This window comes from Flagellimonas marinaquae (genome assembly GCF_023716465.1).
Classification (GTDB): Bacteria; Bacteroidota; Bacteroidia; order Flavobacteriales; family Flavobacteriaceae; genus Flagellimonas; species Flagellimonas alginolytica.
Genome location: NZ_CP092415.1, coordinates 2,819,458 through 2,844,191, shown reverse-complemented (window position 1 = coordinate 2,844,191; position 24,734 = coordinate 2,819,458). Strand labels below are relative to the sequence as shown.

Annotated in this window: 16 protein-coding genes; 5 read left to right on the top strand and 11 right to left on the bottom strand. The window is 41.6% G+C overall.

Annotated elements, in window-relative coordinates; translation table 11 throughout:
• Nucleotides 1-61: 61 nt before the first annotated feature.
• From MJO53_RS12560 to MJO53_RS12515, 10 genes are all read right to left on the bottom strand, one after another.
• Nucleotides 62-2,704, bottom strand: a complete 2,643-nt coding sequence (locus tag MJO53_RS12560; protein WP_252079324.1) for a hypothetical protein — start codon at nucleotides 2,702-2,704, stop codon at nucleotides 62-64.
• A 21-nt stretch (nucleotides 2,705-2,725) separates the two neighbouring features.
• Nucleotides 2,726-3,571 (bottom strand): ROK family protein, encoded by an 846-nt coding sequence (locus MJO53_RS12555; protein ID WP_252079323.1) that lies wholly within the window; start codon nucleotides 3,569-3,571, stop codon nucleotides 2,726-2,728.
• Nucleotides 3,571-4,827, bottom strand: coding sequence for an MFS transporter (locus MJO53_RS12550; RefSeq protein ID WP_252079322.1), 1,257 nt, complete (start codon nucleotides 4,825-4,827; stop codon nucleotides 3,571-3,573). The genes MJO53_RS12555 and MJO53_RS12550 overlap by 1 nt, the downstream gene beginning before the upstream one ends.
• Before the next feature lie 57 nt (nucleotides 4,828-4,884).
• Complete coding sequence (locus tag MJO53_RS12545; protein WP_224834904.1) at nucleotides 4,885-5,772, bottom strand: PIG-L deacetylase family protein; 888 nt, start codon at nucleotides 5,770-5,772, stop codon at nucleotides 4,885-4,887.
• 208 nt (nucleotides 5,773-5,980) lie between these two features.
• Complete coding sequence (locus MJO53_RS12540) at nucleotides 5,981-7,360, bottom strand: RagB/SusD family nutrient uptake outer membrane protein (protein ID WP_252079321.1); 1,380 nt, start codon at nucleotides 7,358-7,360, stop codon at nucleotides 5,981-5,983.
• Between the two features lie 17 nt (nucleotides 7,361-7,377).
• Nucleotides 7,378-10,905: a TonB-dependent receptor gene (locus MJO53_RS12535; RefSeq protein ID WP_252079320.1), complete on the bottom strand. Its 3,528-nt coding sequence runs from the start codon at nucleotides 10,903-10,905 to the stop codon at nucleotides 7,378-7,380.
• A 64-nt stretch (nucleotides 10,906-10,969) separates the two neighbouring features.
• Nucleotides 10,970-12,142 carry a FecR family protein gene (locus MJO53_RS12530; RefSeq protein WP_252079319.1) on the bottom strand — a complete coding sequence of 391 codons (1,173 nt, stop codon included), beginning with the start codon at nucleotides 12,140-12,142 and terminating at the stop codon, nucleotides 10,970-10,972.
• A gap of 155 nt (nucleotides 12,143-12,297) precedes the next feature.
• Nucleotides 12,298-12,852: an RNA polymerase sigma factor gene (locus tag MJO53_RS12525; RefSeq protein ID WP_224834908.1), complete on the bottom strand. Its 555-nt coding sequence runs from the start codon at nucleotides 12,850-12,852 to the stop codon at nucleotides 12,298-12,300.
• Nucleotides 12,853-13,263: 411 nt separating this feature from the next.
• Nucleotides 13,264-15,801 carry an ABC transporter permease gene (locus tag MJO53_RS12520; protein ID WP_252079318.1) on the bottom strand — a complete coding sequence of 846 codons (2,538 nt, stop codon included), beginning with the start codon at nucleotides 15,799-15,801 and terminating at the stop codon, nucleotides 13,264-13,266.
• Nucleotides 15,801-16,481 carry an ABC transporter ATP-binding protein gene (locus tag MJO53_RS12515; protein ID WP_252079317.1) on the bottom strand — a complete coding sequence of 227 codons (681 nt, stop codon included), beginning with the start codon at nucleotides 16,479-16,481 and terminating at the stop codon, nucleotides 15,801-15,803. Before MJO53_RS12515 ends, MJO53_RS12520 begins: the two co-directional genes overlap by 1 nt.
• 35 nt (nucleotides 16,482-16,516) lie before the next feature.
• Here MJO53_RS12515 and MJO53_RS12510 point away from each other — a divergent pair, with 35 nt between their 5' ends.
• The 5 genes from MJO53_RS12510 to MJO53_RS12490 all read left to right on the top strand — a co-directional run bounded on the left by MJO53_RS12510 (nucleotide 16,517) and on the right by MJO53_RS12490 (nucleotide 22,564).
• Nucleotides 16,517-17,224: an arylesterase gene (locus MJO53_RS12510; protein ID WP_252079316.1), complete on the top strand. Its 708-nt coding sequence runs from the start codon at nucleotides 16,517-16,519 to the stop codon at nucleotides 17,222-17,224.
• A 226-nt stretch (nucleotides 17,225-17,450) separates the two neighbouring features.
• Nucleotides 17,451-18,356: a DUF6607 family protein gene (locus tag MJO53_RS12505; protein WP_252079315.1), complete on the top strand. Its 906-nt coding sequence runs from the start codon at nucleotides 17,451-17,453 to the stop codon at nucleotides 18,354-18,356.
• Nucleotides 18,357-18,363: 7 nt separating this feature from the next.
• The gene (locus tag MJO53_RS12500; RefSeq protein ID WP_252079314.1) at nucleotides 18,364-19,863 is read left to right on the top strand and encodes an ankyrin repeat domain-containing protein; all 1,500 of its coding nucleotides are present in this window, start codon (nucleotides 18,364-18,366) and stop codon (nucleotides 19,861-19,863) included.
• Nucleotide 19,864: 1 nt separating this feature from the next.
• On the top strand, nucleotides 19,865-20,350 hold the full coding sequence (locus MJO53_RS12495) for a DUF2271 domain-containing protein (protein ID WP_252079313.1): 486 nt from the start codon (nucleotides 19,865-19,867) through the stop codon (nucleotides 20,348-20,350).
• Nucleotides 20,351-20,359: 9 nt separating this feature from the next.
• A complete protein-coding gene (locus MJO53_RS12490) occupies nucleotides 20,360-22,564 on the top strand; it encodes a PepSY domain-containing protein (protein ID WP_252079312.1) in 2,205 nt (734 codons plus the stop codon).
• A gap of 48 nt (nucleotides 22,565-22,612) precedes the next feature.
• Here the strand turns inward: MJO53_RS12490 and MJO53_RS12485 are convergent, their stop codons facing one another.
• Nucleotides 22,613-24,676: a DUF11 domain-containing protein gene (locus MJO53_RS12485; protein ID WP_252079311.1), complete on the bottom strand. Its 2,064-nt coding sequence runs from the start codon at nucleotides 24,674-24,676 to the stop codon at nucleotides 22,613-22,615.
• Nucleotides 24,677-24,734 lie beyond the last annotated feature (58 nt).

The window sequence follows — 24,734 nt, the reverse complement described above, 5'->3', positions numbered from 1 at the left end:
GCAAATAAAAAAGGGATGGTGGCCCTAAAGCTACACCACCCCCTTCCGAAGATTACTAGATTTAGTCGATATTTTCCTTATCCATCCAGTATAGCAAATAAGGAATGTTATATGCATGTGTCCATCCAAAAACACGCAGTCCTTGGTTGGTCTGCCAATTGGTAAATCGTCCCTTGCTCATGGGCAGATTGGATATTCCCAAAAGGTCTTTACTATAGTCTTCTGTTGATTCGTATTCGTCGGGTGATTTTGGCAATTCACCTACTTTAAGTATTTCCGCCCTTGCCAAGGCTTCGTCCAAGTAGCTTTGCTGTCCACTTATCTCATAACCTAGCAATAGAGGGTAAATGGTAGCCAAATACGATTCCATTTCGTGGTTCAATGGAGGTACATCGCGCACCCATCTGGCGTGCTTCAATAGGGCCTTGCGTACTTTTTCATCACCTGTAATCTGTTGATATTTATATAGTCCTTGCGCCACATAGGGCTGGGAATATCCATATCTATCCAACAATAGGTTTCCGCCTTGGCGTTCTTGGAATTCGAGCATTAATCGTACCCTATCGTCCAGCTCATCCTTATATTTCTGCAATTTTGTGGCATCGTACAACTCAACCATATTGAGTACGGACAAATACAACCTTCTACCTCGCAAATCGTGTTCACCCCATATTCGGTTAATGTAGGTGTCTCCTGTCATTTTAGCTACTTCCAAAGCTCTATGGTCGCCTGTTAGATAGTAATCGGCGATCCAACCCTGAATCCAAACGTGTGCACTTAATAACGAATACCAGTGTTCTGCGGCATGTCTTCTACCAATACCCAAATAAGGTGTGGATTCCGGCTCATCCTCAAAGTTCCAAAAGTCGATGGCATCGTTGATCTGACCATAGTATGTGCGTTTTTTGGGCCAGTGTATGTTGTCCACATCCATGGTATGTCTGCTCATGGCTTGGGCCAGTTCAAAATACTTGGGGTCGCCCGTTCGCATAAAATTGGTCCACAACATAAAATCCACTGTGGGCTCGTTGTTGGTCCACTGTACCCAATGGCCGTTATAGTAATAGGTTTTTCCATCACCATAGTTGAACATACCGTACCATGGCTGATTTTTTTGATTGTAGGCCCACCATTGATATCTATATTGAAGGGCATTTTCGAACTCAGTATGTTCGGATGATGCCGGTGCCATATTGCCATACACCTTGGAATTGGTGTACCACTCCGGTGTGGCGTGTGCAACTGGGCTTTCGACTACATAATCCATTTTTTCGGCAACGTCGTTCTTGTTGTCGTGGAAGTAATATATGAACTCGGTAGTTTTGGTTATCCCTTGGGCAAAATTGGACAACATTCCGCCGTCCATGGCCGTATGGTGTCTTTCAAAGCTCATGGGCCCATTCTCTTCCGGCCAAATGCTTCCCAAAAGCAAATTATTGGCGGGATCTACTTTTATCCCTTTGGGATATTCTTTCATAAAGTTCCGTATCCCTACGCCAATTCCCCTTTTGCCATCTGTTACGTTCAACCAACCTTTGGCTCTTTGTGATTTGGCGACTTCTTCTGTTCCTTGGGTTACCGTTGCCTGGAATTCTTCGTCTATTTTGTTTGCACCATCACTATTTTTTGTGGCTTGGCCCAGATAAACATCCCTTAAGGTAGGTGGACTTTTTTTGGCCGGTCCTTTTTGTAGCAATTGTATGGATGAGCCATCGAGACCCGTCTCTTTCATTGTTGATGGAGCGTTATCATTCTTCCAAGAGCCTTCTTGCAATGGCATGGAAACGATTGCATTTTCGTCCAAATGGTATTTTAACTGAAGTCCAATTCCCGCTATTTGATCATTGGGCTGGGTCCAACCTTCGTCGTCGGCTGTGTTCTCCGAAATAATTTTTTCTTTCTGTGTGGCAATATTTGCGTGCTCCCCTTCCTGAATTTTGTGCTTATCCGGAACTCCGGTATACGTCATGGTATGCAACACTTTTATGTAACTTTTTCCTGCATATGCGTGCAGCCAGATGGTAAAAGGCGATAAGTTGTTATCGTCCCTACTGAAGGTATAGGTTCCCTCTATCCTAAAAATGGAATGCATTGGACCTGAGCCTTTTTCACGGAACACTTCATTGATCACCGCTTTGGATGAATCGATACCTGCATCATCGAGTAAATCGAAAAAAGAACCTCTATTACTGCCCGGTGAAGATGCAATCAGCTCTTTCTCTGAAAATTCGCCGTCGTTGTTGGAATCTAAAAAGACTTCATCCAAAAATCCGTCCCCTTTTTTATGAATGTTAAAGGAAATGGCTCCCGTATTTACTTCGATCCCACCACTTGGCCTCATGTTGTTGGCCGATATTATTTTTTCCGTAGGACGCATTGGTACAACTCCTTCACCATACTCCAGCACATAATCTGTGGTTTCTTCGGAGAAGAAAAATACCCACACCCATTTTATACTATCATCGATAGGGCCCCAAGTACTCACTTCTGTGGTCTGGCACGGGATTTCGGTACCATCTGATGTCAGTAAACGAATATGGTCCACTGAGTTTAATTCTCCTTTTGGAAAAGGTATCCCTAAAGTTATGGGCGCCCCTTTTTTATTATTTTCGACTGTAATGCTCAGCTGATTTCCCGCTACTTTGGGTTCAGCACAGGATTGAAGCAGCAAGCATGCCAGAACTAGTGTTAGTAATATTCTCATTGGTTCAGTAAGGTTATTTTTTTAAAGACAAAGTGCAGCAGCACCCAAGATGGGCGAATCCACCAGATCCGAGATTTCTATTTTAAAATTTTCTAATTGCTTTTGGTATGCGAATGTTTTGAGCGCATCATCCAATGCGGATTTAAATAGAGGATGGGCTTTACTTATGGAGCCACCTAGAATTATGGCTTCCGGAGCAAACAAATACAATATGTTCTTTATCGCTTCGCCCAGATGCATACCATATTCTTTAAAGGCAGCGATAGCTTTTATATCATTTTCCAAAGCTTTTGCGTAGAGAATTCTTGCAGATGTACCATAGGCATCTTCAAAAAAGAAACTGCCCGTGTACTGTTCCAAAATTCCATCTTTGTACGATAGCATTCCAACTTCCCCTGCACCACACAAAACTCCGTTGTACAATTTATTTTCTATTATGATTCCCATACCGAGACCGGTTCCCAAGGAAAGGGCTACACAATTTTTATAATCGGTAGCTTTTCCAAAATGCTTTTCTCCCAATGCAAAACAATTGGCATCGTTGTTTAAGAAAACCGGTACATTGAACTTATCCTGTAAGAGTTGCTTTAATGGTACTTTTTTCCAAGATGGAATGTTCTGTACATCGAACACCACGCCGGAATCTGCGTCGACCACTGCCGGCACACCTACGCCAATGGCGGTAACGGAGTCGTTCATCACTTCTTCAATGGTTTCGTATAATTTGACCAGTGAAGTTTCCAGGGAATCATTTTTATCCACCATGGAAAAACCTGTCCGTTCCACTTGTGTTCCCAAAACCCTGCCTGTTTTGATCTTGGTTCCTCCGATATCCACTCCCAAAACTGTTCGTGTTTCTTCTGCCACTAGTCTTTCTTTAAGCTGATGGTTTTATTGTTTACTAAAGGTTTGGCCCAAAATCCGATAGATAGGATAAAGCCCAAAGGAATGATCAGAAAGAACATTCCCGATTGTAGGGACATGATTTCCCCTAGCCCTCCAACTATGAAGGGTATTACGGCTCCACCAGCTATACCGGTACATAAAATTCCGGATAATGATCCATGATGTTCCTTGACTGAATTCAAGGCCAATGAGAATATTATGGAATACATTACAGAGATAAAGAAGCCTACCATTGGGAAGCCGATCAATGCCATTTGGGCGGAACCGGTAAGTGCCACCACCAAGCATATTATGGTAATGGACGTGGCCAAAATCAAGAGTTTTCGGCTATCCATAAACTTGAGCAATAACAATCCCAGTAAACAGCCTACGGTCAACATGGCCCAGAAATAGGATACTGTATTCGCACCTACCGTTTGTGGATCCAGTCCGTGATATTGACTTAGGAACTGTGATATCCAGTTACCTACCCCTTGTTCCGTTCCCACGTAACAAAATATTCCCAGAAAGTAAAGTATGGTCCATTTATTTTTTAAAAGGTCCCAGTAAGAACTACGGTCCCCAGCTTTTTCCTCTTCCGTTTTTTCAAATTTCGGATACTTGGTAAAGAATACATAAAAGAACAAGATCAATGCGATTGCTGCAAAAACGATATACAATGAGGCCCATGGTAAATCTTGTGGGACCCATCCGCGCAATGTTTCTGCCAAGGTATCGTCCGTGTTGTCCTTGCTCACCAAATATTTGTACAAATAGGGACTTAAAAAGGAGGCTGCACCAAATACCAATTGTGCCAGTACCGAGTTGAAGGCAAAATGCTCTTCGCCGCCCGCTACGCGCAACATTGGATTGATAATAACCTGCAATACGGCCATACAACAACCCAATACAAAAAGGGTAATACTAAAAACAGCGTATTGCGGTAATAGGGCAAAACCCAGGGAAGCAAGCGCCATGACCAAAAATGAAACGGATAGTAGTGTCCGTTCACTGTATTTTTCTGATAAAAACCCGGCCGGTATGGACATAATCCCATAGGCTATAAAAAAGGTGAAAGGCAATAATCCTGTCAATGTTAGACTAAGGTCAAAACTGTCCTTTACATCAACGATAATCGAATTAAGGATATTAGTAATGAACGATATCACAAAAAATACGATCATTACCAAGCCTATAATATGTATATACCTTTTGGTCGTGGGCTTGCTGTTCTCCATTTTAATTGGTTGGTTAATTACACTTGGATTTTTCCTGGGTGGTCAATGCCTATTTTCTTATTTAGAACCCAACATTGGGAACATTTCTTTGATTTCCTCTTCGGTAGGTTGCTTTCCGTATTCACAAATTTCGAAAACCTCTACTTGTTTAACTTTTGACACATCTACATTTGGGTACCATTTTTTAACAGCTTCCAATGTGCTTGCATCCGGTTTTCTGTCCATCCATCTTTCTTTTAGCCATGCCAATCTTGCTTTTTCCTCTGTTGGTATGGTAGAAAGGTCTACACCTCTTGTCCAAGGCAACCATTCGAACATCTGGGAATCGTGAGCTGCCAAACCTTTTACTTTTACATCGATTACATCGTCCACAATTACCGCTATATCCTTTATGAATGGATAAGGCTTTTGGAAATGATCGCTCATGTAAAGGAATACCGGGTTCTTTTTTAGTGGTGGGGTATCGGGAGCTACATTGGGAACTATGTTCATGTAAGCTGCATCTTGTACCACTGAACCTGCATTTCTATGGTCTGGGTGATAATCGTTGGGTCTAAGGCCCAAAACAATATCTGCGTTCCAATCACGTATTCTGCGGATTACCTCCAAACGAACATTTAAAGTAGGCAACAATTCACCATCGTGATTGTCCAATACTTCGTACTCTGCAATACCCAATGCCTTAGCGGCATTTACAGATTCTTGTCTTCGCTTTTTGCCTAAAATACCGCCTCCCATTGCATGGTGGCCTGCATCACCATTGGTCAACGATAGGAACTTTACATTATGTCCCATTTTAGCGAACAAAGCTGCAGTTCCACCAAATTTGGAATCACAATCATCCGGGTGTGCTCCGATGGCCAGAATATTCAACACTTTTTTTTGTTGTGCCTGCAATGTTGCCACGGCAAAGCATAAGCAAACAGCCATAATTAACTTTCTCATCTTACTATTTTATTTATTAGGTTATTATTTTATAATTCTGTTCCTGGTCACTTTATAAAAAAGCAACTACACTATTCTTTTTCAACACTTTAAGTTAGTTGATCGTCCATAGGTATAAGTAGGTAATCCATGGTTTGGGACCGATCAAACAAACTAACTTAATGAATGAAAACAAAACATAAACTCACGAATACTTCGTTGTCGATCTTTAGTTTTGCACAAAATTTGGATTGATGTCCATCTCCCTTTGTGGGATATAGAAATATTCTTTTGTGCCTGTTATAAAGTCCTCTGCATCAATTACCTTATCCGTTGCATTGAAACGTTTAAGATCTGCCCATCGATGGTTCTCAAAAGCGAGTTCAACTCTTCTTTCCTGCAACAACTTTTCTTCAAAAGTTCCTGGGCTGGATGCATCGATATCTGCCAATCCTGCTCTATTTCTAACTTCATTTATCAAATCGTAGCTTTCTGATGTTTCACCCAAGGCTTCGGCAAGCATCAACAATACATCGGCATAACGGAACACCACAAAATTGATATCAGAATCGTTTTCTATGGCCAAATCTGATTGATATTTCTTCACATGTAGCTGCTCAACGGTTTCACCTTCAAGGTTTTCGTAAGTAGCTGCCATGGAAACATCATATCTCAAATCTCCATCTTCGTAAGCATCCATCATAGATTGCGTTGGACGGTTTCTACCAAAACCAGATCCGGTCTGCAGATCGGTACTTGGTGAAAAATCGTTGGTAAACAAACTACCTTGACCAATTCCTCCACTGATATACTGCACTTCGAAAATGGACTCTACATTGTTCTCGTTGGACACGCCCCATAGATCCGAATAATTTGGTACTAATTCGTAACCATAGTTGGCAATAATTCTTCTGAGCACGGTTTCTGCGGCGGAATTTTCTCCCAATGTCAACAATACTTTGGCCAACAATGTTGCTGCAGCTCCCTTGGTCGCTTTACCCACTTCGCTTCCGCTGTAGGATACTGGCAAACCTTGTTCTGCAGTGGTCAAGTCGGTGACCAATTGTTGTAGCACTGTAGTTTCGTCCACTTGCGTAAGCTCGTCTCCAGCCACAAATGGGGTCAACTGCAAGGGAATATTGCCAAAACCGATTGCCAAATGGTAGTACATTAAAGATCGAATAAACAATGCTTCACCAGCAAGTTGATCACTAAGTGCTGCGTCCAACTCAACATTTGGAATACGATCCAAGATAACGTTACAATTGGCTATTACCCTGTAAGATTCGCTCCATGCAGAGGTAACCTGCTCGTTCAAGGCGTCTTCGGTAAATGCATTTATTTCGGTATACTGACGTGCCAATCCGGTAGCATCCGGACCTTGATCTGTATTATCGCTTCGCATCTCGAACATGGTCCAATACCCTCTACCATAAACACCAGTGCTTTGAAGACCGGCATAACTGGCGGTAACAGCGGCTTCAAAATCTTCCGCAGTGTTATAGAAGTCCGCCTCGTTCCTATTGGAAATTGGTGCTAGATCGGTAAAATCTTCACTACACCCGGTAAATAGTGCCGTGCATAGCATTATATATAGAATTCGTTTCATTTTTCTCAGTTTTTAGGTTAGAACTTAAGGTTTACGCCCAAGGTAAAGGATTTAGCCAATGGAAATGCTCCATAGTCCTCCCCAGGGGTTAAACTATTCGTGGTAATGCTACTAACCTCTGGGTTATAACCGAGGTAATCGGTAATGGTAAAGAGGTTTGTTCCCGTAACATAGAACCTAAGTTTCTGAATTTTGCTTCCAAAAAACTTATCGGTCGGCAAAGTGTAACCCAAGGTTACATTTCTTAATCGAACATAAGAACCGTCCTCTACTTGAAAAGAAGAAGGTCTATTGTTGTTACCGTGATTTCCGGATACCCTATCCGCCCTTGGCACAGAACCGCTTCCTGGTTGGGATTCCGATATCCAACGGTCATTGAATATGGCATAGGAGTTAAAGTTGGCCTCACCGTTCTTCATGTGTCTTGAAGTCAGGTTTAGAATTTCATTGCCTTCCACACCTTGAATCAAGAAACTGAAATCGATGTTCTTGTAGGTCAGCCTGTTGTTAATACCCCAGTTAAAATCCGGAAAGTAACTTCCTGTTACGGTTCTATCATCTGGAGTGATCTCTCCGTCACCATCGATATCCTTGAATCGGAAATCCCCAGGTGCTGGATCGGGCGCTTGTGTATCGAATGGTGCAGCATCAATCTCAGCTTGGGATTGATATACTCCGTCCACTACATAACCATAGTAGCTACCGATAGGATCTCCTACCCTGGTTACGTGTCGTACACCCGCACTACCTGAAGAATAAATAGGCTCATTGCCCTCGTTCAGGGAAAGTACTTCGTTTTTGTTGGTGGAGAAATTAACATCGGTATTCCAAGTAAAATCCTCACCTACAAAGTTCTTGGTGCTCAAAGCAAGTTCAAAACCTCTGTTTTGTACTTCTCCCAAATTTCTTAAAGTGGTCTCGAAACCAGAAACTGAAGAAATGGCCACGTTAAGCAACAAATCCCTTGTTTTAGTGTCGTAGTAATCGGCCAAAAGGAAAACTCTGTTGTTGAACAACCCTAATTCTATACCTAAATCTATTTGCTCGGATTTTTCCCAAGTTAGGTTTGGGTTTGGAATTGTGCTCTGTACAAGACCATTGATTTGGTTTCCTCCAAGGTTATAGTTCTGAGGCGATAAAAGACCAACAGCCCCATAATTCGGAATCTCAAAGTTACCTGTTTGTCCCCAGCTGGCACGCAATTTAAGTTCGGATATAGTTTCTGAATCCGCCAAAAAGTCCTCTTCGTTCAATCTCCATCCCAAAGAAAAGGAAGGGAAGTATCCTGTTTGGTTGTTTTTACCAAAACGAGAAGATTTATCGGAACGGAAAGTTCCAGTAAACAAATATTTATCCTTGTAACTATAATTCACCCTAAACAAGCTGGACAATAAAGACCACTGCTCTTTAATGGCAGTACCGCCATACACCTGTCCACCACTAACGGTCGGCACAAGATCGTCCGGATAATTATTGGCCAAAACACTTTTCAGGTGTACATTGTCCTTTTGCGCTGTATAACCAACTACTGCGTCTATATAGTGATCGCCGAACTCCTTGGTCCAGTTCAAGGTGTTCTCCCACAACCAGTTGGTCTCCGTAGAAGAAGATGCTTGTCCGTATGGATTCCCATCTGCCGAATTACGATATAACAACGTACTGGCCCTGTAAAAATCTTGGTTGTATAGGTTGATGTAAACCCCACCAAAGGTCTTGAAGCTTAATTCCGGAAGAATATCATAGGTCAAGGCAAGATTACCTCTTGTTTGAAACTGGAATATTTGATCATCCACCGCTTCAATAATGGCCAATGGGTTACTCGCTGTAGTTGTACCTCCTCCTAAATAAGACTGGTTGTTCAGCTGGTTGATTGTTCCATCGGGATTGTATGGAGCAACTGTTGGCGAGTGAACTATACCGGAATATACAATTCCCGGAGGTGTTCCAAAATATGGTGAATTTGCCGGAACTCTTTGGTTCTCTGTCACCGTAGGAGCCAACCTTAGGTCAAGGTTCAGTTTTTCCGTTAATTGGGAATTTACGTTCAACAATACGGAATATCTTTCAAACTTGGCCTTGTCAATAATACCAGTCTGCGAAAAATATCCTGTAGAAGCGTAAAAACTAGTTTTATTTCTTACCGGTGATGCATAGGAAAAGTTATAGCTCTGCACTACCCCTGTCTTGAACATAATATCTTGCCAATCGGTATCGGTTCCATCCCAGTTAAGGAATGATTCCGGCATCTCATAATTAGCATTTCCTCTATCACCAGGACCGATCGGATCATCGACAGATGCTCCCGGAACATCCTGAAGATACGCATTGTTTCTTGCATCTCTCGTAAAATCTATGAGTTCCTCGGCATTCATCAAATCCAATTTGTTGGCTACCGATTGAATACTCACATAAGAATCAAAGGAAAAAACTCCTTCATCATTGTTAGATCCTTTTTTTGTAGTGATCAAAAGAACACCGTTACCACCTCTTGAACCATAAATGGCAGCGGCACTGGCATCTTTCAATACTTGGATAGACTCAATATCATTTGGGTTCAAGGTTGCCAATGGGTTAATTGTAGGAGGCTGAAACGCAGCTCTTTGGCTTGCCACCCCACCCAATTGACTAGATGATGTAAGGTTTCGTGAAATAGGAATCCCATCTACCACGAACAATGGATCGTTTCCCGCAGAAATAGATCCCGAACCCCTAACTCGAATATTCGGTGCAGCACCTGGTTCACCAGAAACTTCTTGCACCTGAACACCTGTTACTTGTCCAATAAGGGCGCTTTCCGGAGTAAGAGCCGGTACTTCGGTTATGGTTTCCGGAGTAATGGAAACCACAGACCCGGTTACTTTTTTCTTTGCCAATGTACCGTATCCAACAACTACTACCTCTTCTAGAGCGGCAGCATCTTGTTCCAGGGTGATATTAACGGAAGTTTGTCCGGCAACATCGACTTCTTTTGCCTTAAAACCAATGTAGGTAACTCTGATTACCGTTACACCGGATGGCATGGTAATTTCGAAATTACCATCAAAATCCGTAGTAGCCCCAACCGTGGTACCCTTTGCTATAATGGTAGCTCCTGCCAACGGAATTCCTGCATTATCCAATACAACCCCGGTTAAGTTGGACTGTGGCGGGTTTTCAGCATTGATCTTCTTTTGTGGAACTAGGCTTTTCAAAGTCTTTTCTTTCTTTTTCACCACTATTTGTCTAGCAATGATCTCAAAAGAAAGGTCGGTACCTTTAAATACCTCTTTTAAGAAATCCTCGATGCAAAGATTTGCACCGTTTACGGTTACTTTTCGGTTTATGTTGACCTCGGTGGCCTCATAAAAGAACTTATAACCTGTTGTTTCTGTGATGGTTTCGAACACATCACTCAATCGTGTGTCATCAAAGTTCGCGGCCACTTTATCATATTGCGCGCAAGACGCTGCATTGACTTGCCCAAACATAAAGAGCAGGAAAAATCCATAAAGCAATTTTTGCCCGAGTTTAGGAACTATGGCACATATAGTCTTGGTTTTTTTCATAATTGAATTAGTCTAGTTAGTAATTTAAGTTTTTTGGTTTCTAAAGGTTTTCACATCATAGGCACTATTCTTTTTTGTTCTTTTTTATTGTTATCGTATTTCCTTCAACTTCGTATTTAAAATGTGTATGTGCTTGTATGGTTCTGAGCACATTATCTATAGATTCCTCATCGAACATACCCGTAAATCTCCGTTCTCCCAATTCTCTGTATTGATTCACGATTTTTATATCGTACTGACGCTGTAAACGATTTATGATCTGTGCCATGGATTCATTTTCAAAAGCCAATATTCCCTTGGTCCACGATATATATGAGGACACATCCACATGTTCCACGATAAAGCCCTTTCCTTCAGATTTGGTAGCTTTTTGCGATGGCACTATCATTTGCAAGTCACTGTTTACCAAACCATTAAACTCACCAACACCAACTGACCCTTCTACCAACACCACTTCGCTTGGACCATCTTCCTTATAGGCGGAAACATTAAATACCGTTCCAAAAACCTGAGTGTACATAGTTTCTGTTTTAACTATGAAAGGTTTTTCGGGGTTTTTCGCTATTTCAAAAAAGCCCTCTCCGTTTAGGGCAACTTCCCGTTTGTCCAAGTTTTCAAAACTGGAAGGATACGTAAGGCTTGAACCAGAATTCAACATCACCACGGAACCGTCTTGCAACGTAACGGAAAGGTTTTTGCCGTAAGGAACCCTAATGGTATTATGAGCAACCTCTCCTTTGTTCTCACCTTCTTCGGTTTGACTCAAAACTCCATTTACAAAAGATACTACCGTATTGCCCTTTTTACTTTTTACCGTAGCATTGGTTTCTGGATCAATGGTCAAAATCTCACCATTATCCAATTGTATGGTAATTTGATTGGGGTCTAAATTCACCTGAATGTCCCCCAACGGGTTCTGATTGAGCAAAAAGTACAGTGAGGAACCTAAAACAATCATGATTACGGCAGCATACTTCCAAACATGCTCTCGCACAAACAACGACCTGATCTTTCTGTTTTCTTTTTCTTTAATGGTATCCAAGAAACTTTCAAAAGCAGCTTCGGTAGCCCAAGGCTTATCTTCGTACTTGACCAAAAAATCTGCCTGCACCAACTTTTTGAACACTTCTGCATTATTTCCCTTTTGAATCCATTCGAACAAAATCGTCAATTCGTCCTGCGAAGCTTCTTGGTTGATGTACCTTGTAATTATTCTTCTGATATCTATCTTGGTCATCTGAGTATTATTGTCACTTTTAAAAGAGACGCAAGATTTTTAAAAAACCCTTACAAGGACTTAAAATTTTAACATTTAAAATGTGAAATCCATGATTAAAGAAGGGTTTTATTGACTATAAAATCCCAGTAATCAGACATTTGAGAAGTAAATAATTATAAAAAAACAGTCAATTGTGCCCTAAGTCGTTTCATGGCCTTGGCCATGTGTACCTCTACTGTTTTAATGGATATTTGAAGTTGTTCCGAGATTTCCCGATATTTTAATCCTTCCCTTTTGCTCATAATGAACACTTTTTTGCATTGTTCGGGCAAATTATCGATCTCTTGCTCTACTTTTTTCAATCGCTCTTCAAAAAGTGAGCTGTCGGTTTCGGCCATTTCCAAATAGGCTTCGTCCTTTAATTTTTCCAAAAGTTGAAATTCTTTCTTCTTTTTGCGTTGTGAGTCGATAAACAAATTATAGGCAATTTTAAATAAATAGCGCTTTAATTTATTTTCGGAAACGGAAAGTTTTCGTCTGTTGTCCCAAATTTTGATGAAAGTCTGTTGGGCAATATCCTCTGCAGCTTTTTGGTTACCCGAAATTGCAGTCATATAATTGCACAACTCCCTATGGTATAGGCCAAACAAGTGGGCATAGGCCTCTTTACAGCCATTTTGCAGCTGTTCAATGAGGTAGGTTTCGTTTGTAAAACTTTTTTGGCCCATTATTTCACCTTTCTTTTTAGGTATGTCACAATCCAAATATTATTCGCATTGGGCAATTTTTTGCCAATTCTCAACATATCATCATTACATAACACAGAACAGTTAGAACAAACCATATGAGGATCTTTTTAAGTTTTCAACAAAAAAAGTACCGACGCCTAATATTCTCTTTTAAAGAGAGAATCTTTAATAAAGGAAAGTTGCTGTTATTTCCTAGATTCGATTAAAAACCAATTGAAATACTACCAAAAAACGTTAACAAATTATAAAAAAAACTTTAATAAAAATATTTTGAGCAATTTTTTTTATGATTTCCTGAAAACCCCCTGAGTTTTTAATCATCTAGATAATGGGGTAAAGTCGAGTCCCTACACAGTATAAAGGAAATACATCTAAGTTTTTAAACTATGATCAACTCTTTTCCTTCTTTAAAACCGAAAGTGGGGAGTTTCTCACAATTCCTAAACTATTGGCCACTCCCAACACAAATACCAACAACGTAATGGCCGGAAGAATTATTGCAAATGGAATCCAGGATGGTGCAAATGCCGTATCAAATAAGACCCATGCCAAAAGTGAGCTTCCGAAAACAGCCAGCACAACGCCCATAAACGCACCTAAAAAGCCTAAAATAGAATACTCGATGGCAATCAATTTTAAAATTTGGTGACCTTTGGCACCCAAAGTCCTGAGCAAGGCTCCCTGTCTTACCCGTTGGTGCTTACTGCTATATATGGCTCCCATAAGAACAGCAATACCAACGAATATGCTGAAGAATGCCATAAAATTGATGACCCAACTTATTTTACCCAATATTTCTTCCAACAAACTTAAGATACGTTTTAAATCTAAGATCGAAACGTTAGGAAATTGTTTGACCAATTGCTGCTGTAGCTTTGCCGAACCCACATCGGTCTTTGTTCTTGTGGTGATTACGCCAAATTGTGGTGCATTTTCCAATACTCCTTTTGGAAATACCACAGAAAAATTAGGTTGTAGCCTGCTCCAATCCACTTCGCGTATACTTTGCACCCGGGTATCCATAATTCTTCCTTGCACATTAAAGGCCACCGGATCTCCAACGCTTACCCTTGCCATTCGTGCAAAGTCACTACTTACTGAAATGGGAATATCGGAATTTGAACTGGCCGTACCCCTCCAACTGCCCTCGATTATTTTTTCCGAGCCGATAAGGGTATCTCTGTATGTAACCCTAAATTCGTGGTTCAGAATCCACCGACCGACTTGGGACGTGGTGTCCTTGCGAATTTCTTCCACGTGTTTTCCGTTGAGTTTTTCCACTCGCATGGTAACAATCGGAATTTGATCAATGACGGGCAAACCTGAATCCGTAATGGTTTTGGATATAGCGCTGACCTGATTGCTCTGTACATCCATAAGAATCATATTTGCGCTGTTTGCACTATCTTCTATGGAGGCTTTTTCCAAAAGCAAATCCTTGGTAAAATATAAGGTACTGATCAAAAATGTTCCTATACCTATGGACAGCACCAAAACCAAAGTCTGATTTTGCGGTCGGAACAGATTCTTTAAACTTTGGCGGGGAATAAAACCCCACGAATCTGGAAAAAACTTCTTCAACAGGGCCATAAAAGCACGGGCAACCGCAGTTAGGACCAAAAACACGGCCAATAAACCTCCAACAAAAGCCAGAGAGCGTTCAAAATTGCCCAACAGCCAATAGGAAAAACACAGTACAAAAAGAACAATGCCCAATCCCACTGCCATTGTAGCCCTTTTTGGACGCGACCTTGTATCCCCCACCACACGCAATGCCTGCAATGGTGAGACATATAAAGTTTTCATCAACGGATATAATGCAAACAAAATGGACATCACCAAGCCTAAGGCGACACCTAGAACCATACTTTGATATGACATGCTAATGTCGACATCCACAGGCAGTAAATCGCCCAAAAGTACCGGGAACAATTGTTGAAGAAGATAACCGACCGTTGTACCCAACAACCCTCCTACAATACCCATGGCTGCAATTTGTATAAAGAAAATCAAGTAACTCTGCCTTTTTGATGCTCCCAAACATTTTAGTACGGCTATGCTCCTTAATTTCATTTGAACATAAATGCCCATGCCACTTGCTATGCCCACACAACCCAAAAGCAAAGCTATAAACCCGACCAGGTTCAGAAACTTGCCAAAGTTTTCGTAGCGTCTGCCCAAACGTCGTGCTTCCGAAATATGGGTATCCAAGTCTGCATCTTCGGCATCCAGCACCGGGGCTAGTTGGTCATTTAACAATACCAAATCTTCATTCTCATCGGCCTTAAAGTAATATTTGTATTCAATTCTACTTCCTGTCTGTACCAGTCCTGTTGCATCTATATATATATAAGGTATAAGAACCGGCGGTGCAATTGCACCAAAAACCGATGTGCTTCCTGGAACATTTTCCAGCGATCCGGCAATAGGGAGTGTAATCGCGCCCAATTTAATGCTGTCCCCTACTTTTAGATCGAGCTGCAGCATTGTGGTTGCATCTACCAATGCTCCACTCTGCACAAAATCTTTGGCTGCTGATTTTGGGATTGTTTCCAATTCACCATAAAATGGAAAACCACCTTCCACTCCCCTAACCTCCAAGAGCTTTGTGCCATTGGAACCGGGGAAAGCTGCCATGGATAAAAAATTGATTTCCTTGGCGTCGGCTCCGCCCAATGAGTCTATAATAGCCCGTACCTTATCGTTGACGGGTTTATCACTTTCGATTAAATAGTCTGCACCCAAAAGTGATTTAGATTGCGAAGCAATGTTCTTTTTTAAAATCCCACTGAACGAGTATACACTGACCACAGCTGCCACTCCCAATGTAATGGAAAAAACGAACAGTATTAGCTTGCCAAAACTTGCTTTACCATCTCGCCATGCCATTTTTACCAACCAAGAAATCCCAGTATTGTTGTTTCCCATTACCCAACTACAGTTTGCTCTATTTTGCCAGACCTTAGCCTTATGCTCTTATCTGTTTTTTTGGCGAGTTCTAGATCATGGGTCACTATCACCAAAGCAGTGCCCTGTTCTTTGTTTAGCTCAAAAAGTAATTGCTCTATTTTTGTCCCAGTCTCATCATCCAAATTTCCTGTTGGTTCGTCCGCAAAAAGAATGGATGGTTTGTTGGCGAAAGCCCTGGCCAGGGCAACCCGTTGTTGTTCTCCTCCGGACAATTGTGAAGGATAATGTCCGGCCCTATCGCCAAGACCGACTTTAACCAAAAGCTCCTTTCCTTGTTGAGCGGCTTTTTTAACCCCTCTTAACTCCAAGGGAACAATAACATTTTCCAAAGCCGTTAATGTGGGCAATAATTGAAAGTCCTGAAAAACAAAACCTACATTCTGATTTCTTAACCGTGCCCTTCCGTCCTCATCCAACTTCAACAAATTTTGGCCACAAAGCCAAATCTTCCCCTCATCAGTAGTATCAAGCCCTGCACAAAGTCCCAACAATGTGGTTTTTCCACTTCCGGATGGCCCAACAATCGCAAAACTTTCTCCGGCATCCACTTCAAAAGACACATTATTCAGAACAGTAAGATCGTGCTCACCGCTCCGGTAGGTTTTAGAGAGGTGTTGAACTTTTAATATCTTTGACATAACTCGTTTTTGGTTAAAACTCTCAAAATACTAAAATGGACAAGTCCAAGAAAATACCAAGCTCCCCTAGGCCGTTAATGTTTTGTTATTTTTTGATCTTACTCTTAATTGGCTGTGGTGACAAATCCGTTAAGAAAGACGCTATCAAGGACCATCCAGCTGAAAAAACCGAAACGATTATGACCGAAGGTTCCGATAAAAAAATTTTATTTTTTGGAGATAGCCTAACCGCAGGTTATGGACTTGAAATGGGTCAGGCCTTTCCAACTTTAATTCAACAAAAAATAGATTCCCTTGATTTGGATTATGCCGTGATAAATGCCGGATTAAGCGGCGAGACCACGGCCAGTGGAAAAAACAGATTGGAATGGGTTCTCGAAGAAAATATTGATATTGTAATTATAGAATTGGGTGCCAACGATGGTCTAAGGGGCATTCCCTTGTCGGAAACAGAGTCCAACCTAAAAAGCATGGTGGATACCGTCCGGGAAACCTTGCCAAACGCAAGGATTATTTTGGCCGGAATGAAAATCCCACCAAACATGGGACCCGAATATACCAAAGAATTTGAAGAAATCTTTCCAAAACTGGCCTCATCCGAAGAAATATATTTAATCCCTTTCCTATTGGAAAATGTGGCAGGCATCCCCCATCTTAACCAAAGTGACGGCATTCACCCAACCATAAAAGGGCAAAAATTGGTTGCCGAAAATGTATGGAAAGTACTGCAACCGATTCTATGAAGCCTTCGTTATTTTTAAAGATAGAATCTTAAAAATCGAAAGGCAAACATATTTCATCCCAATAAAAAACTGTAGTAAGCAATTTATTTTCAATTCAATAGCAAGAGTTAGAATTCTAATTTTTGGGCACAAAACACTTCAATAAAATAAAGCTCCACTATTCTTATTTAGATTAATTATATTTAATTATTTTTGTCAGCGTAACTAAATAATGTAAACTTTCCTGATGAAAAATATCATGTTCTCTGCATTGGTTGTTTTGATTTTCGCCAATGCTTTTTCTCAAACCGAAAAAAAAGATAAAGATCGCGAAGCCATTAAGAATATGTGTGGTTGCTACGAGGTTACTTTTAACTTTGCCGAAACCTTTAATTATGCCAACGATTCCCTATACAAACCCTCTAAAACAAAAGTGGACAAGGGATTGGAGTGGGCACAATTGGTTACTGATGAGGACAACAAGATTTCCATACAACACCTATTACAGGTAGGCAACCCAAATGAGCCCTACATTGTAAAACACTGGAGACAGGATTGGTTGTTCGAGAATACCGACCTGTATAAGTTCAACGCCAATAATGAGTGGACCTACCAACAATTGGACCCGGCAGAAGTTAAAGGTCAGTGGACCCAAAAGGTATATCAAGTGGATGATAGTCCCCGCTACGAAGGTTCCGCCACCTGGGTACACGTAGATGGAAAAAGCTATTGGGAAAATACAACTCCTGCTCCCCTCCCCCGTCGAGAATATACCACCCGAAGCGACTACAATCTGACCATGAGGGGAAACCGCCAGGAAATAACAGATTATGGATGGTTGCACGAACAGGACAACGCAAAGATCATACGTGAAAAGGGGAAAGAAGACTTTGTTTTGGCCAAAGAAAAAGGGTACAATACCTATGTAAAAGTAGATGATAGCCGATGTGCCGGAGCTGCCAAATGGTGGAAGGAAAACCAAGAAAAATGGGCCATGGTTCGCGCCAAATGGGACGAGGTCTACGGCAGAAACACTGATCTACAACTAGAGAACAAAGTGGACAACAAAGTTCTTTTTAAATATTTGTTGGATGAAGAGGCCTACAACGAAAAAGGCAAAATTGATGAGATCATCGAAGCTTTTGTAAAATAACCAATACATGAAATCACTAAAGAAAATACTTTTATTGGGTCTGTTCTTGCCTACTTTTTCCTTGATCGCGCAAAACAGCAATGTTTTACTTGATAGAGCTTTCTGGAAAAGCAACCCAGATGTTGAAACCGTAAAAAACAAAATCAAAGAAGGCAACGACCCTGTGGCGCTCAATGCCAATGCTTTTGATGCAGTGGTGTACGCCCTTTTGGAAAAAGCGGACGACCGGGTTATTACCTATCTATTATCCTTAGAAGGAAATTCCGTGGACAAGAATACCCACGATAGCCGTATTTATCTCCATTGGGCAGCATACGCAGGAAAAATTGAGATGGTAGATTATTTACTGGAAAAAGGTTCTTCGGTGACCGATTTGGACAGTCATGGATACACTCCCTTGGCTTTTGCCGCCAATTCTGGTCAAAAAAATCCAGAACTGTACAATACGTTCGAAAAGCATGGAGTAGTTCTTACCGAAGAAAAAAGCGACAACGGTGCCAACCTTCTTTTATTGGTAGCAGCAGCTCTTAACAATGAAAAAGAGCTCAACTTTTTCCTAAATAAAGGATTCCAGTTGGACAGTAAAGACCAATCAGGCAACGGTATTTTTAATTACGCTGCAAAAAAAGGAAATACTCAATTCCTTGATTTGCTCATATCAAAAGGGGTCGATTATAAAACACCAAACAAGGAAGGTGCCAATGCTTTTCTATTTGCAGCACAAGGAGGGCGTGGATTTAGCAACCCAATATCTGTCTATGAGTATTTAAAAAACCTAGGGTTAAATCCCAATATGGTAACCAAAGATGGTTATACGCCTCTTCACCGTTTGGCCTACAACAATAAGGACAAAGCTATTTTTAATTTGTTCCTTGCGGCCGGAGCAGATGTAAATCAGAAAGATATCAATGGTACTACTCCGTTTATCAATGCTGCTGCCCGAAACAATATAGAGATGGTCAAACTACTGTCAACAGATGTTTCAAACTTCAATGCAAAAAACAACGAAGGGCAGACACCTTTAATGCTCGCCTTGGAAAACAACACTCCCGAAGTGGTGGAATATTTGCTTAACAAAGGCGCCGATGCCACTTTGAGCGACAACTCTGGAAATTCAATGGCCTACTATTGGGCAGCCTCTTATAACGCCAAAAATATAGCAGCCTTTGAAGAAAAAAGAAAGATGTTGGAGAATAAGGATGTGGTATTCGATACGGCACAGGCCGATGGCAATACCTTGTACCATTTGGCGGCCAAGAACAATAACGTATCCCTTGCCAAAAAACTGGATGGTCTTGGTATCAACGTGAATGCCAAAAACGCCGAGGGGCTCACGCCATTGCATTTAGCTGCCATGAAAGCCGAAGATGATACGTTAATGAAGTATTTGATATCAAAAGGTGCCGATATAGACATCAAGACCGACTTTGAGGAAACGGTTTATGATCTGGCCAGTGAAAATGAACTCTTACAACAACAAAACATCGTATTAACCTTTTTAAAGTAAGATGAAAAAATTGATTAAACTAGTTCCTGTACTTGTGCTTGCAGGATTACTGTTCACCGCCTTTGCACCTACCCAGACCAAAACGGTAAAGTGTCTAATCCAAATGACCAATTATACTGGTGAAGGTGCGTATTTGGTGGTTTCTCTCCTTAAACCTGATGGTGAATATGAGCAAACCCTCTATGTCCAAGGTAAGGATAGTGAATGGTACAGTGAAATTCCTGAATGGTGGAAGTTCTATGGCAAATATCGTCCTAATATAGATGGTATTTCCGGTGAAACCATAAGTGGGGGCGAACGTACTGTTACCGTTTTGCAAATACCCGAGGATAAAATTGATAAAGGATATCGTATTCGCTTTGAGACTTCCGTTGAAGATCAGGAGTATTACATGGATGACATCCAATTTGAGCTGACTTCGGATAACCTGAAAAGCAAGAAAGAGGGCAAAGGATTTATTCGCTACGTGCGAATGCTCGCGCAGTAAAAAAGATCTATGACCATATCCATTTGGCGATACAGCCATTTTTTATTGGCTCTGGTTTCATCCGTATTTCTTTTGATTGCTTCCGTTACCGGTGTAATATTGGCCGTGGAACCTATACAGCATCAAGCCAAAGGGTATGCAATCAAGGATTTGGACCAAATTTCGCTGGCAACCACGATCCATGCACTTGATCAAAATTATGAGGAGGTTTTCTCCTTTGAGGTAGAATCATCCCATTTTGTAAAGGCCTCGGTTCTGACCATGGATTTGGAAACACACGATATTTATATCGATCCAAGAACGGGTGAACAACTGGGCATGGTTCAAGACCGACCTGGCATTTATAGTTTTGCCACCAATTTACACCGCTCACTGTTCTTAAAGGGCATTGGGCGGTTTTTTGTGGGGTCAATTTCGTTTTTATTGCTCTTGATCACCCTAACCGGATTGGTGCTGTTGGCCAAGCGACAAGGAGGGATAAAAAAACTGTTCTCCAAGGTACAGCAAGATTATATGGAGCTTCGCTATCATGTAATTTTAAGTCGATGGTTTTTTATCCCGATCATCATCCTTTCCGTTACCGGCGTTTATCTTTCGTTGGAAAAATTCAATTTACTTCCGGACACCAGCACAAAACATTGGGTAGAACAGAAAATCCGGTCCCAGAACAAATACAATAGTGTTCTAAATATCCCTTTCTTCCAAAACACAACACTTCAGGATGTTAGAATGGTAGAGTTTCCTTTTTCCGAGGATCCGGAAGAGTTCTACCAAATCTCACTAAAGTACGAAGAAATCCAGGTAAACCAAGAAACAGGAGACATAGTCGCCAGTGCTTCCTATCCTTTTGTAGCCTTAGCTTCCAGGGTGAGTTTTAACCTGCATACAGGAGAGGGCAGTGTTGTGTGGTCTTTGGTCCTACTTTTGGCAAGCGCTTCGATCTTGTTTTTTATCTATTCCGGGGCTGTGATGTCGGTAAAACGAATAAAACGTGGTAAAAAGCACATTACTTTAAATCAAATGCCGGATAAGGATGAGAGCGAGATTATAATTTTGGTGGGCTCGGAAACCGGAACCACCTACGATTTTGCACTGCAATTATACCGATCAATGAGTTCGACCAATAAAAAAATCTACCTTACCGAGTTGAACCATTACACCACATTCCAAAACGCAGAGCACATTATTATTTTGACCTCTACCTATGGTGAGGGCGATTCCCCGACCAATGCCAGAAAATTTCTGGGTAGGATAAAATCAGTGCATCAACCTAAAGACCTGAACTATTCGGTTGTTGGTTTTGGCTCTACCGAATATCCTGATTATTGCAAATATGCCATTGAAGTGGACAATGCCCTTAACCATCGGGAAAACTTTACACCTCTTTTGCCGCTTCAAAAAATAAATAATGCTGCGTTCTCTACGTTTAATGACTGGGCACAGGAGTGGAGCAAAGCCTCAAAAATTGAATTTTCTTTACGACCCGCTTCAAAAAAACAGAAAAAAATCAAACTTATCCCTTTTGACGTGGTCCACCGCTCGGATTTAAACATTGATGATACCTTTTTACTCAGGCTGAGACCCAAAAACAGTGTTGATTGTACTTCTGGCGATCTGTTGTCCATTTACCCCAAGGGTTCCGATATTGCCCGACAGTATTCGGTAGCTAAAATTGGAAAAGACATCGTTTTAAGTATTAAAAAGCATGATTTCGGCCTTTGTTCAACCTTTCTATCCAAATTGGAGCAAGGAAGCACCCTGATGGCAAGTATCGACAAAAATCCACACTTTCATTTTCCTAAAAAAACACCTTCCGCCATTCTCATTGCAAATGGAACGGGGATTGCACCATTTTTGGGAATGATCCACCAACACAATACTATTAAAATCAGCCTACTCTGGGGGGTGCGTTATACATCTTCCACAGATTTATACCGTGAGTTTATAGAAAATAACATCGGGCACAATACCAATTTTGCTCAATATATCGCTTACTCGAGAGAGGAAAATAAGATGTACGTTCAGGACATGCTTTCCAGACAAGAGGACCATATCTTGAAAACTATAAAAGATGGCGGTTGTATTATGATCTGCGGTTCTTTGGCCATGCTTAGACAAGTGCTGGATGTTTTGGAATCCATACTTTTGGAACACACTGAGCTGGACCTTGATCTACTCCAAAGCAATGGACAATTAAGAATGGATTGTTATTGATTGTATTTCCTGCCTACTTTTGATCAAAAGGCACGTTCGTTGAAACCGTCAATTTCGGTTTACGCGAACGGTAATTCTCCGGTTGGTAATTACCGATGTTGGAGCAATCCGATTGACCTGAACATCCACTGATGGATTATCTGTCGTGATGTTGCCATCTGTTTGATCTTGTGAATTGGTAATGGTATTGGTGTAGGTTACGGATGCATTGTAAATATTATCCAATCGGGTCTTCGCTACCAACGTCATGGTCACCAGTTCGCCTCTACTCATGGTGCCTACATTCCAATTGGGGTAACTGAACGATCCTTTGGATACACTCGCGGACACAAAATCCAGACCGGTGGGCAATAAGTCTGTTATTTGTAGATTGGTAACAGGATCGTGCCCTAGACTTTCCACCGAAATATCGAATGTGACCAGATCCCCTTCATTTACTGAAACATCGACCGTAGATTTATCGAGAACAATATCGGCATCGCAATAGTATACTTCGATCGTATTGGAATCGTAGGTACATGGTCCCCTGGTCACCCGCAAATAATAATCTCCCGCCATACTGGCATTATATGTTGCCGAGGTTGCACCGGGAATCAGAGCTCCGTCCCCGTACCATTGGTAGGCATCAAAGGTTTCCCCACTGGCAATCCCCAATGAGGCACCGGGCAAGCAATAATTACCTGTTATCTGTAAATTTACATCCGGTGCTGTATCAAAACCTGAATAATAACCTGCAATACCTCTTGCTCCATTAAACCCAAAAAATCCAACGGCAATAGGCCCGGTTGACTGAACACTGACATCTCCATTGAGGTTGGGTATATAAAAGGTTTTCCAGTCAGAGCTTCCGGCCACCGTGTTGGCCGAAGGTAATCCTACGGTTCCACTTGCATCGGAAACTACAATATTACTATCTGGTGTAGCGGTAGATGCAATGACCGTAATACCACCTGATACGTTAATACCTGCCGCATCTCGGATATCCGGAATATTGTCCATGGTATCGGTCATAAGGCAGTTAACGGGCGCCACGAAGTTCAATCCTTGGGTATATACTGCACTTGAGCCTGCCATACATTGGTAAGCGTAAACATCTTTGGAGGTTCTAACAAACATATTGGCGCCGACCGTATTTGAGGAGTAATTGCCACTGGGGATTTCAAAATAATCCCCATTGTTAATGGTTGCAATCGGTGTTACCGAACCATTCACATAAATTTCCGTATTGTTTTGGGTACCGATGATCAATGGGAACTCTGTTGCTCCATTGGTGCTTCCATTTCCTCTTACAAAAACATATTCTTTACCAAGTCTGTTTTCGGGCACGGGCTGATCTATTCCTGCATCACGGTTGCTGCTATTGGCTTGCCGTCCATAGTTCAAGGATCCGTTACTGATCACAATATCCTTGTCGGATACAATAGATGCTCCTATCCATCCATCTTCATGGGCCTGGGTCGCATTGTTTCCGATATAGGTCTCAAAAACAAAAGATTCGTTGGCATCCAACACAATTTGGTAGCTGTCCGCGGTAATTCCTGCTCGGTTGGAACCCACTCTAAATTCGCAATTAGGATCGTAACCAAAAATATCTATGGTCGTATTATCTTCCGTGGCCATAATGCCCAAAGTGTTGGATTTTGACACATGGGTTCCCAAGTTGGGCACCCCGCCCCACTTAAAGCTAGTTCCCAAAGCTGCTCGCCCTTTCGATGTTAAAGAAGCGGCTTGCGAACCGGACCTTCCGCGATAGTTTACATAGAATTTGTTCCCGCCCGGTGCAATAAATCGTAATCCTCCATTGGTGAGTACCACTCCTGTATTGCCATCATCCACTAAAGTGATATTGTTGTTTCCATTGGGCAAATTGTACAGCCCAGAACTTGCATTCGAAATCGTGAAAGAAGTTATCGGCGTTCCACTGGTTCCCCGATATACATTTACCGTGAATGGAGTTGTTTCGGGTGTTGACAGGTACACCGATTGCTGTTGTATGGCACCATTATTTTGTCCTTGTCGCAAAGGTGGCAAATAATGGAGGTCGCTCAATTGTGCGAACGACCAGTTTGCCATCATAAAACACAGTATCGCAATCGTTGTTCTAAGCCTCATTTTTCTATATTCTTGACACAAAATAAATACTAGCCTTAAAAAAGCGCAACCTTTGGTT

What these genes read in the sequence shown, in the direction of transcription:
- MJO53_RS12505 (WP_252079315.1), top strand. Translation starts at nt 17,451, where the DNA reads ATGAAAAATATCATGTTCTCTGCATTGGTTGTTTTGATTTTCGCCAAT.
- MJO53_RS12530 (WP_252079319.1), bottom strand. Translation starts at nt 12,142, where the DNA reads ATGACCAAGATAGATATCAGAAGAATAATTACAAGGTACATCAACCAA.
- MJO53_RS12525 (WP_224834908.1), bottom strand. Translation starts at nt 12,852, where the DNA reads ATGGGCCAAAAAAGTTTTACAAACGAAACCTACCTCATTGAACAGCTG.
- MJO53_RS12545 (WP_224834904.1), bottom strand. Translation starts at nt 5,772, where the DNA reads ATGAGAAAGTTAATTATGGCTGTTTGCTTATGCTTTGCCGTGGCAACA.
- MJO53_RS12550 (WP_252079322.1), bottom strand. Translation starts at nt 4,827, where the DNA reads ATGGAGAACAGCAAGCCCACGACCAAAAGGTATATACATATTATAGGC.
- MJO53_RS12510 (WP_252079316.1), top strand. Translation starts at nt 16,517, where the DNA reads ATGGACAAGTCCAAGAAAATACCAAGCTCCCCTAGGCCGTTAATGTTT.
- MJO53_RS12535 (WP_252079320.1), bottom strand. Translation starts at nt 10,905, where the DNA reads ATGAAAAAAACCAAGACTATATGTGCCATAGTTCCTAAACTCGGGCAA.
- MJO53_RS12515 (WP_252079317.1), bottom strand. Translation starts at nt 16,481, where the DNA reads ATGTCAAAGATATTAAAAGTTCAACACCTCTCTAAAACCTACCGGAGC.
- MJO53_RS12500 (WP_252079314.1), top strand. Translation starts at nt 18,364, where the DNA reads ATGAAATCACTAAAGAAAATACTTTTATTGGGTCTGTTCTTGCCTACT.
- MJO53_RS12540 (WP_252079321.1), bottom strand. Translation starts at nt 7,360, where the DNA reads ATGAAACGAATTCTATATATAATGCTATGCACGGCACTATTTACCGGG.
- MJO53_RS12560 (WP_252079324.1), bottom strand. Translation starts at nt 2,704, where the DNA reads ATGAGAATATTACTAACACTAGTTCTGGCATGCTTGCTGCTTCAATCC.
- MJO53_RS12490 (WP_252079312.1), top strand. Translation starts at nt 20,360, where the DNA reads ATGACCATATCCATTTGGCGATACAGCCATTTTTTATTGGCTCTGGTT.
- MJO53_RS12520 (WP_252079318.1), bottom strand. Translation starts at nt 15,801, where the DNA reads ATGGGAAACAACAATACTGGGATTTCTTGGTTGGTAAAAATGGCATGG.
- MJO53_RS12495 (WP_252079313.1), top strand. Translation starts at nt 19,865, where the DNA reads ATGAAAAAATTGATTAAACTAGTTCCTGTACTTGTGCTTGCAGGATTA.
- MJO53_RS12485 (WP_252079311.1), bottom strand. Translation starts at nt 24,676, where the DNA reads ATGAGGCTTAGAACAACGATTGCGATACTGTGTTTTATGATGGCAAAC.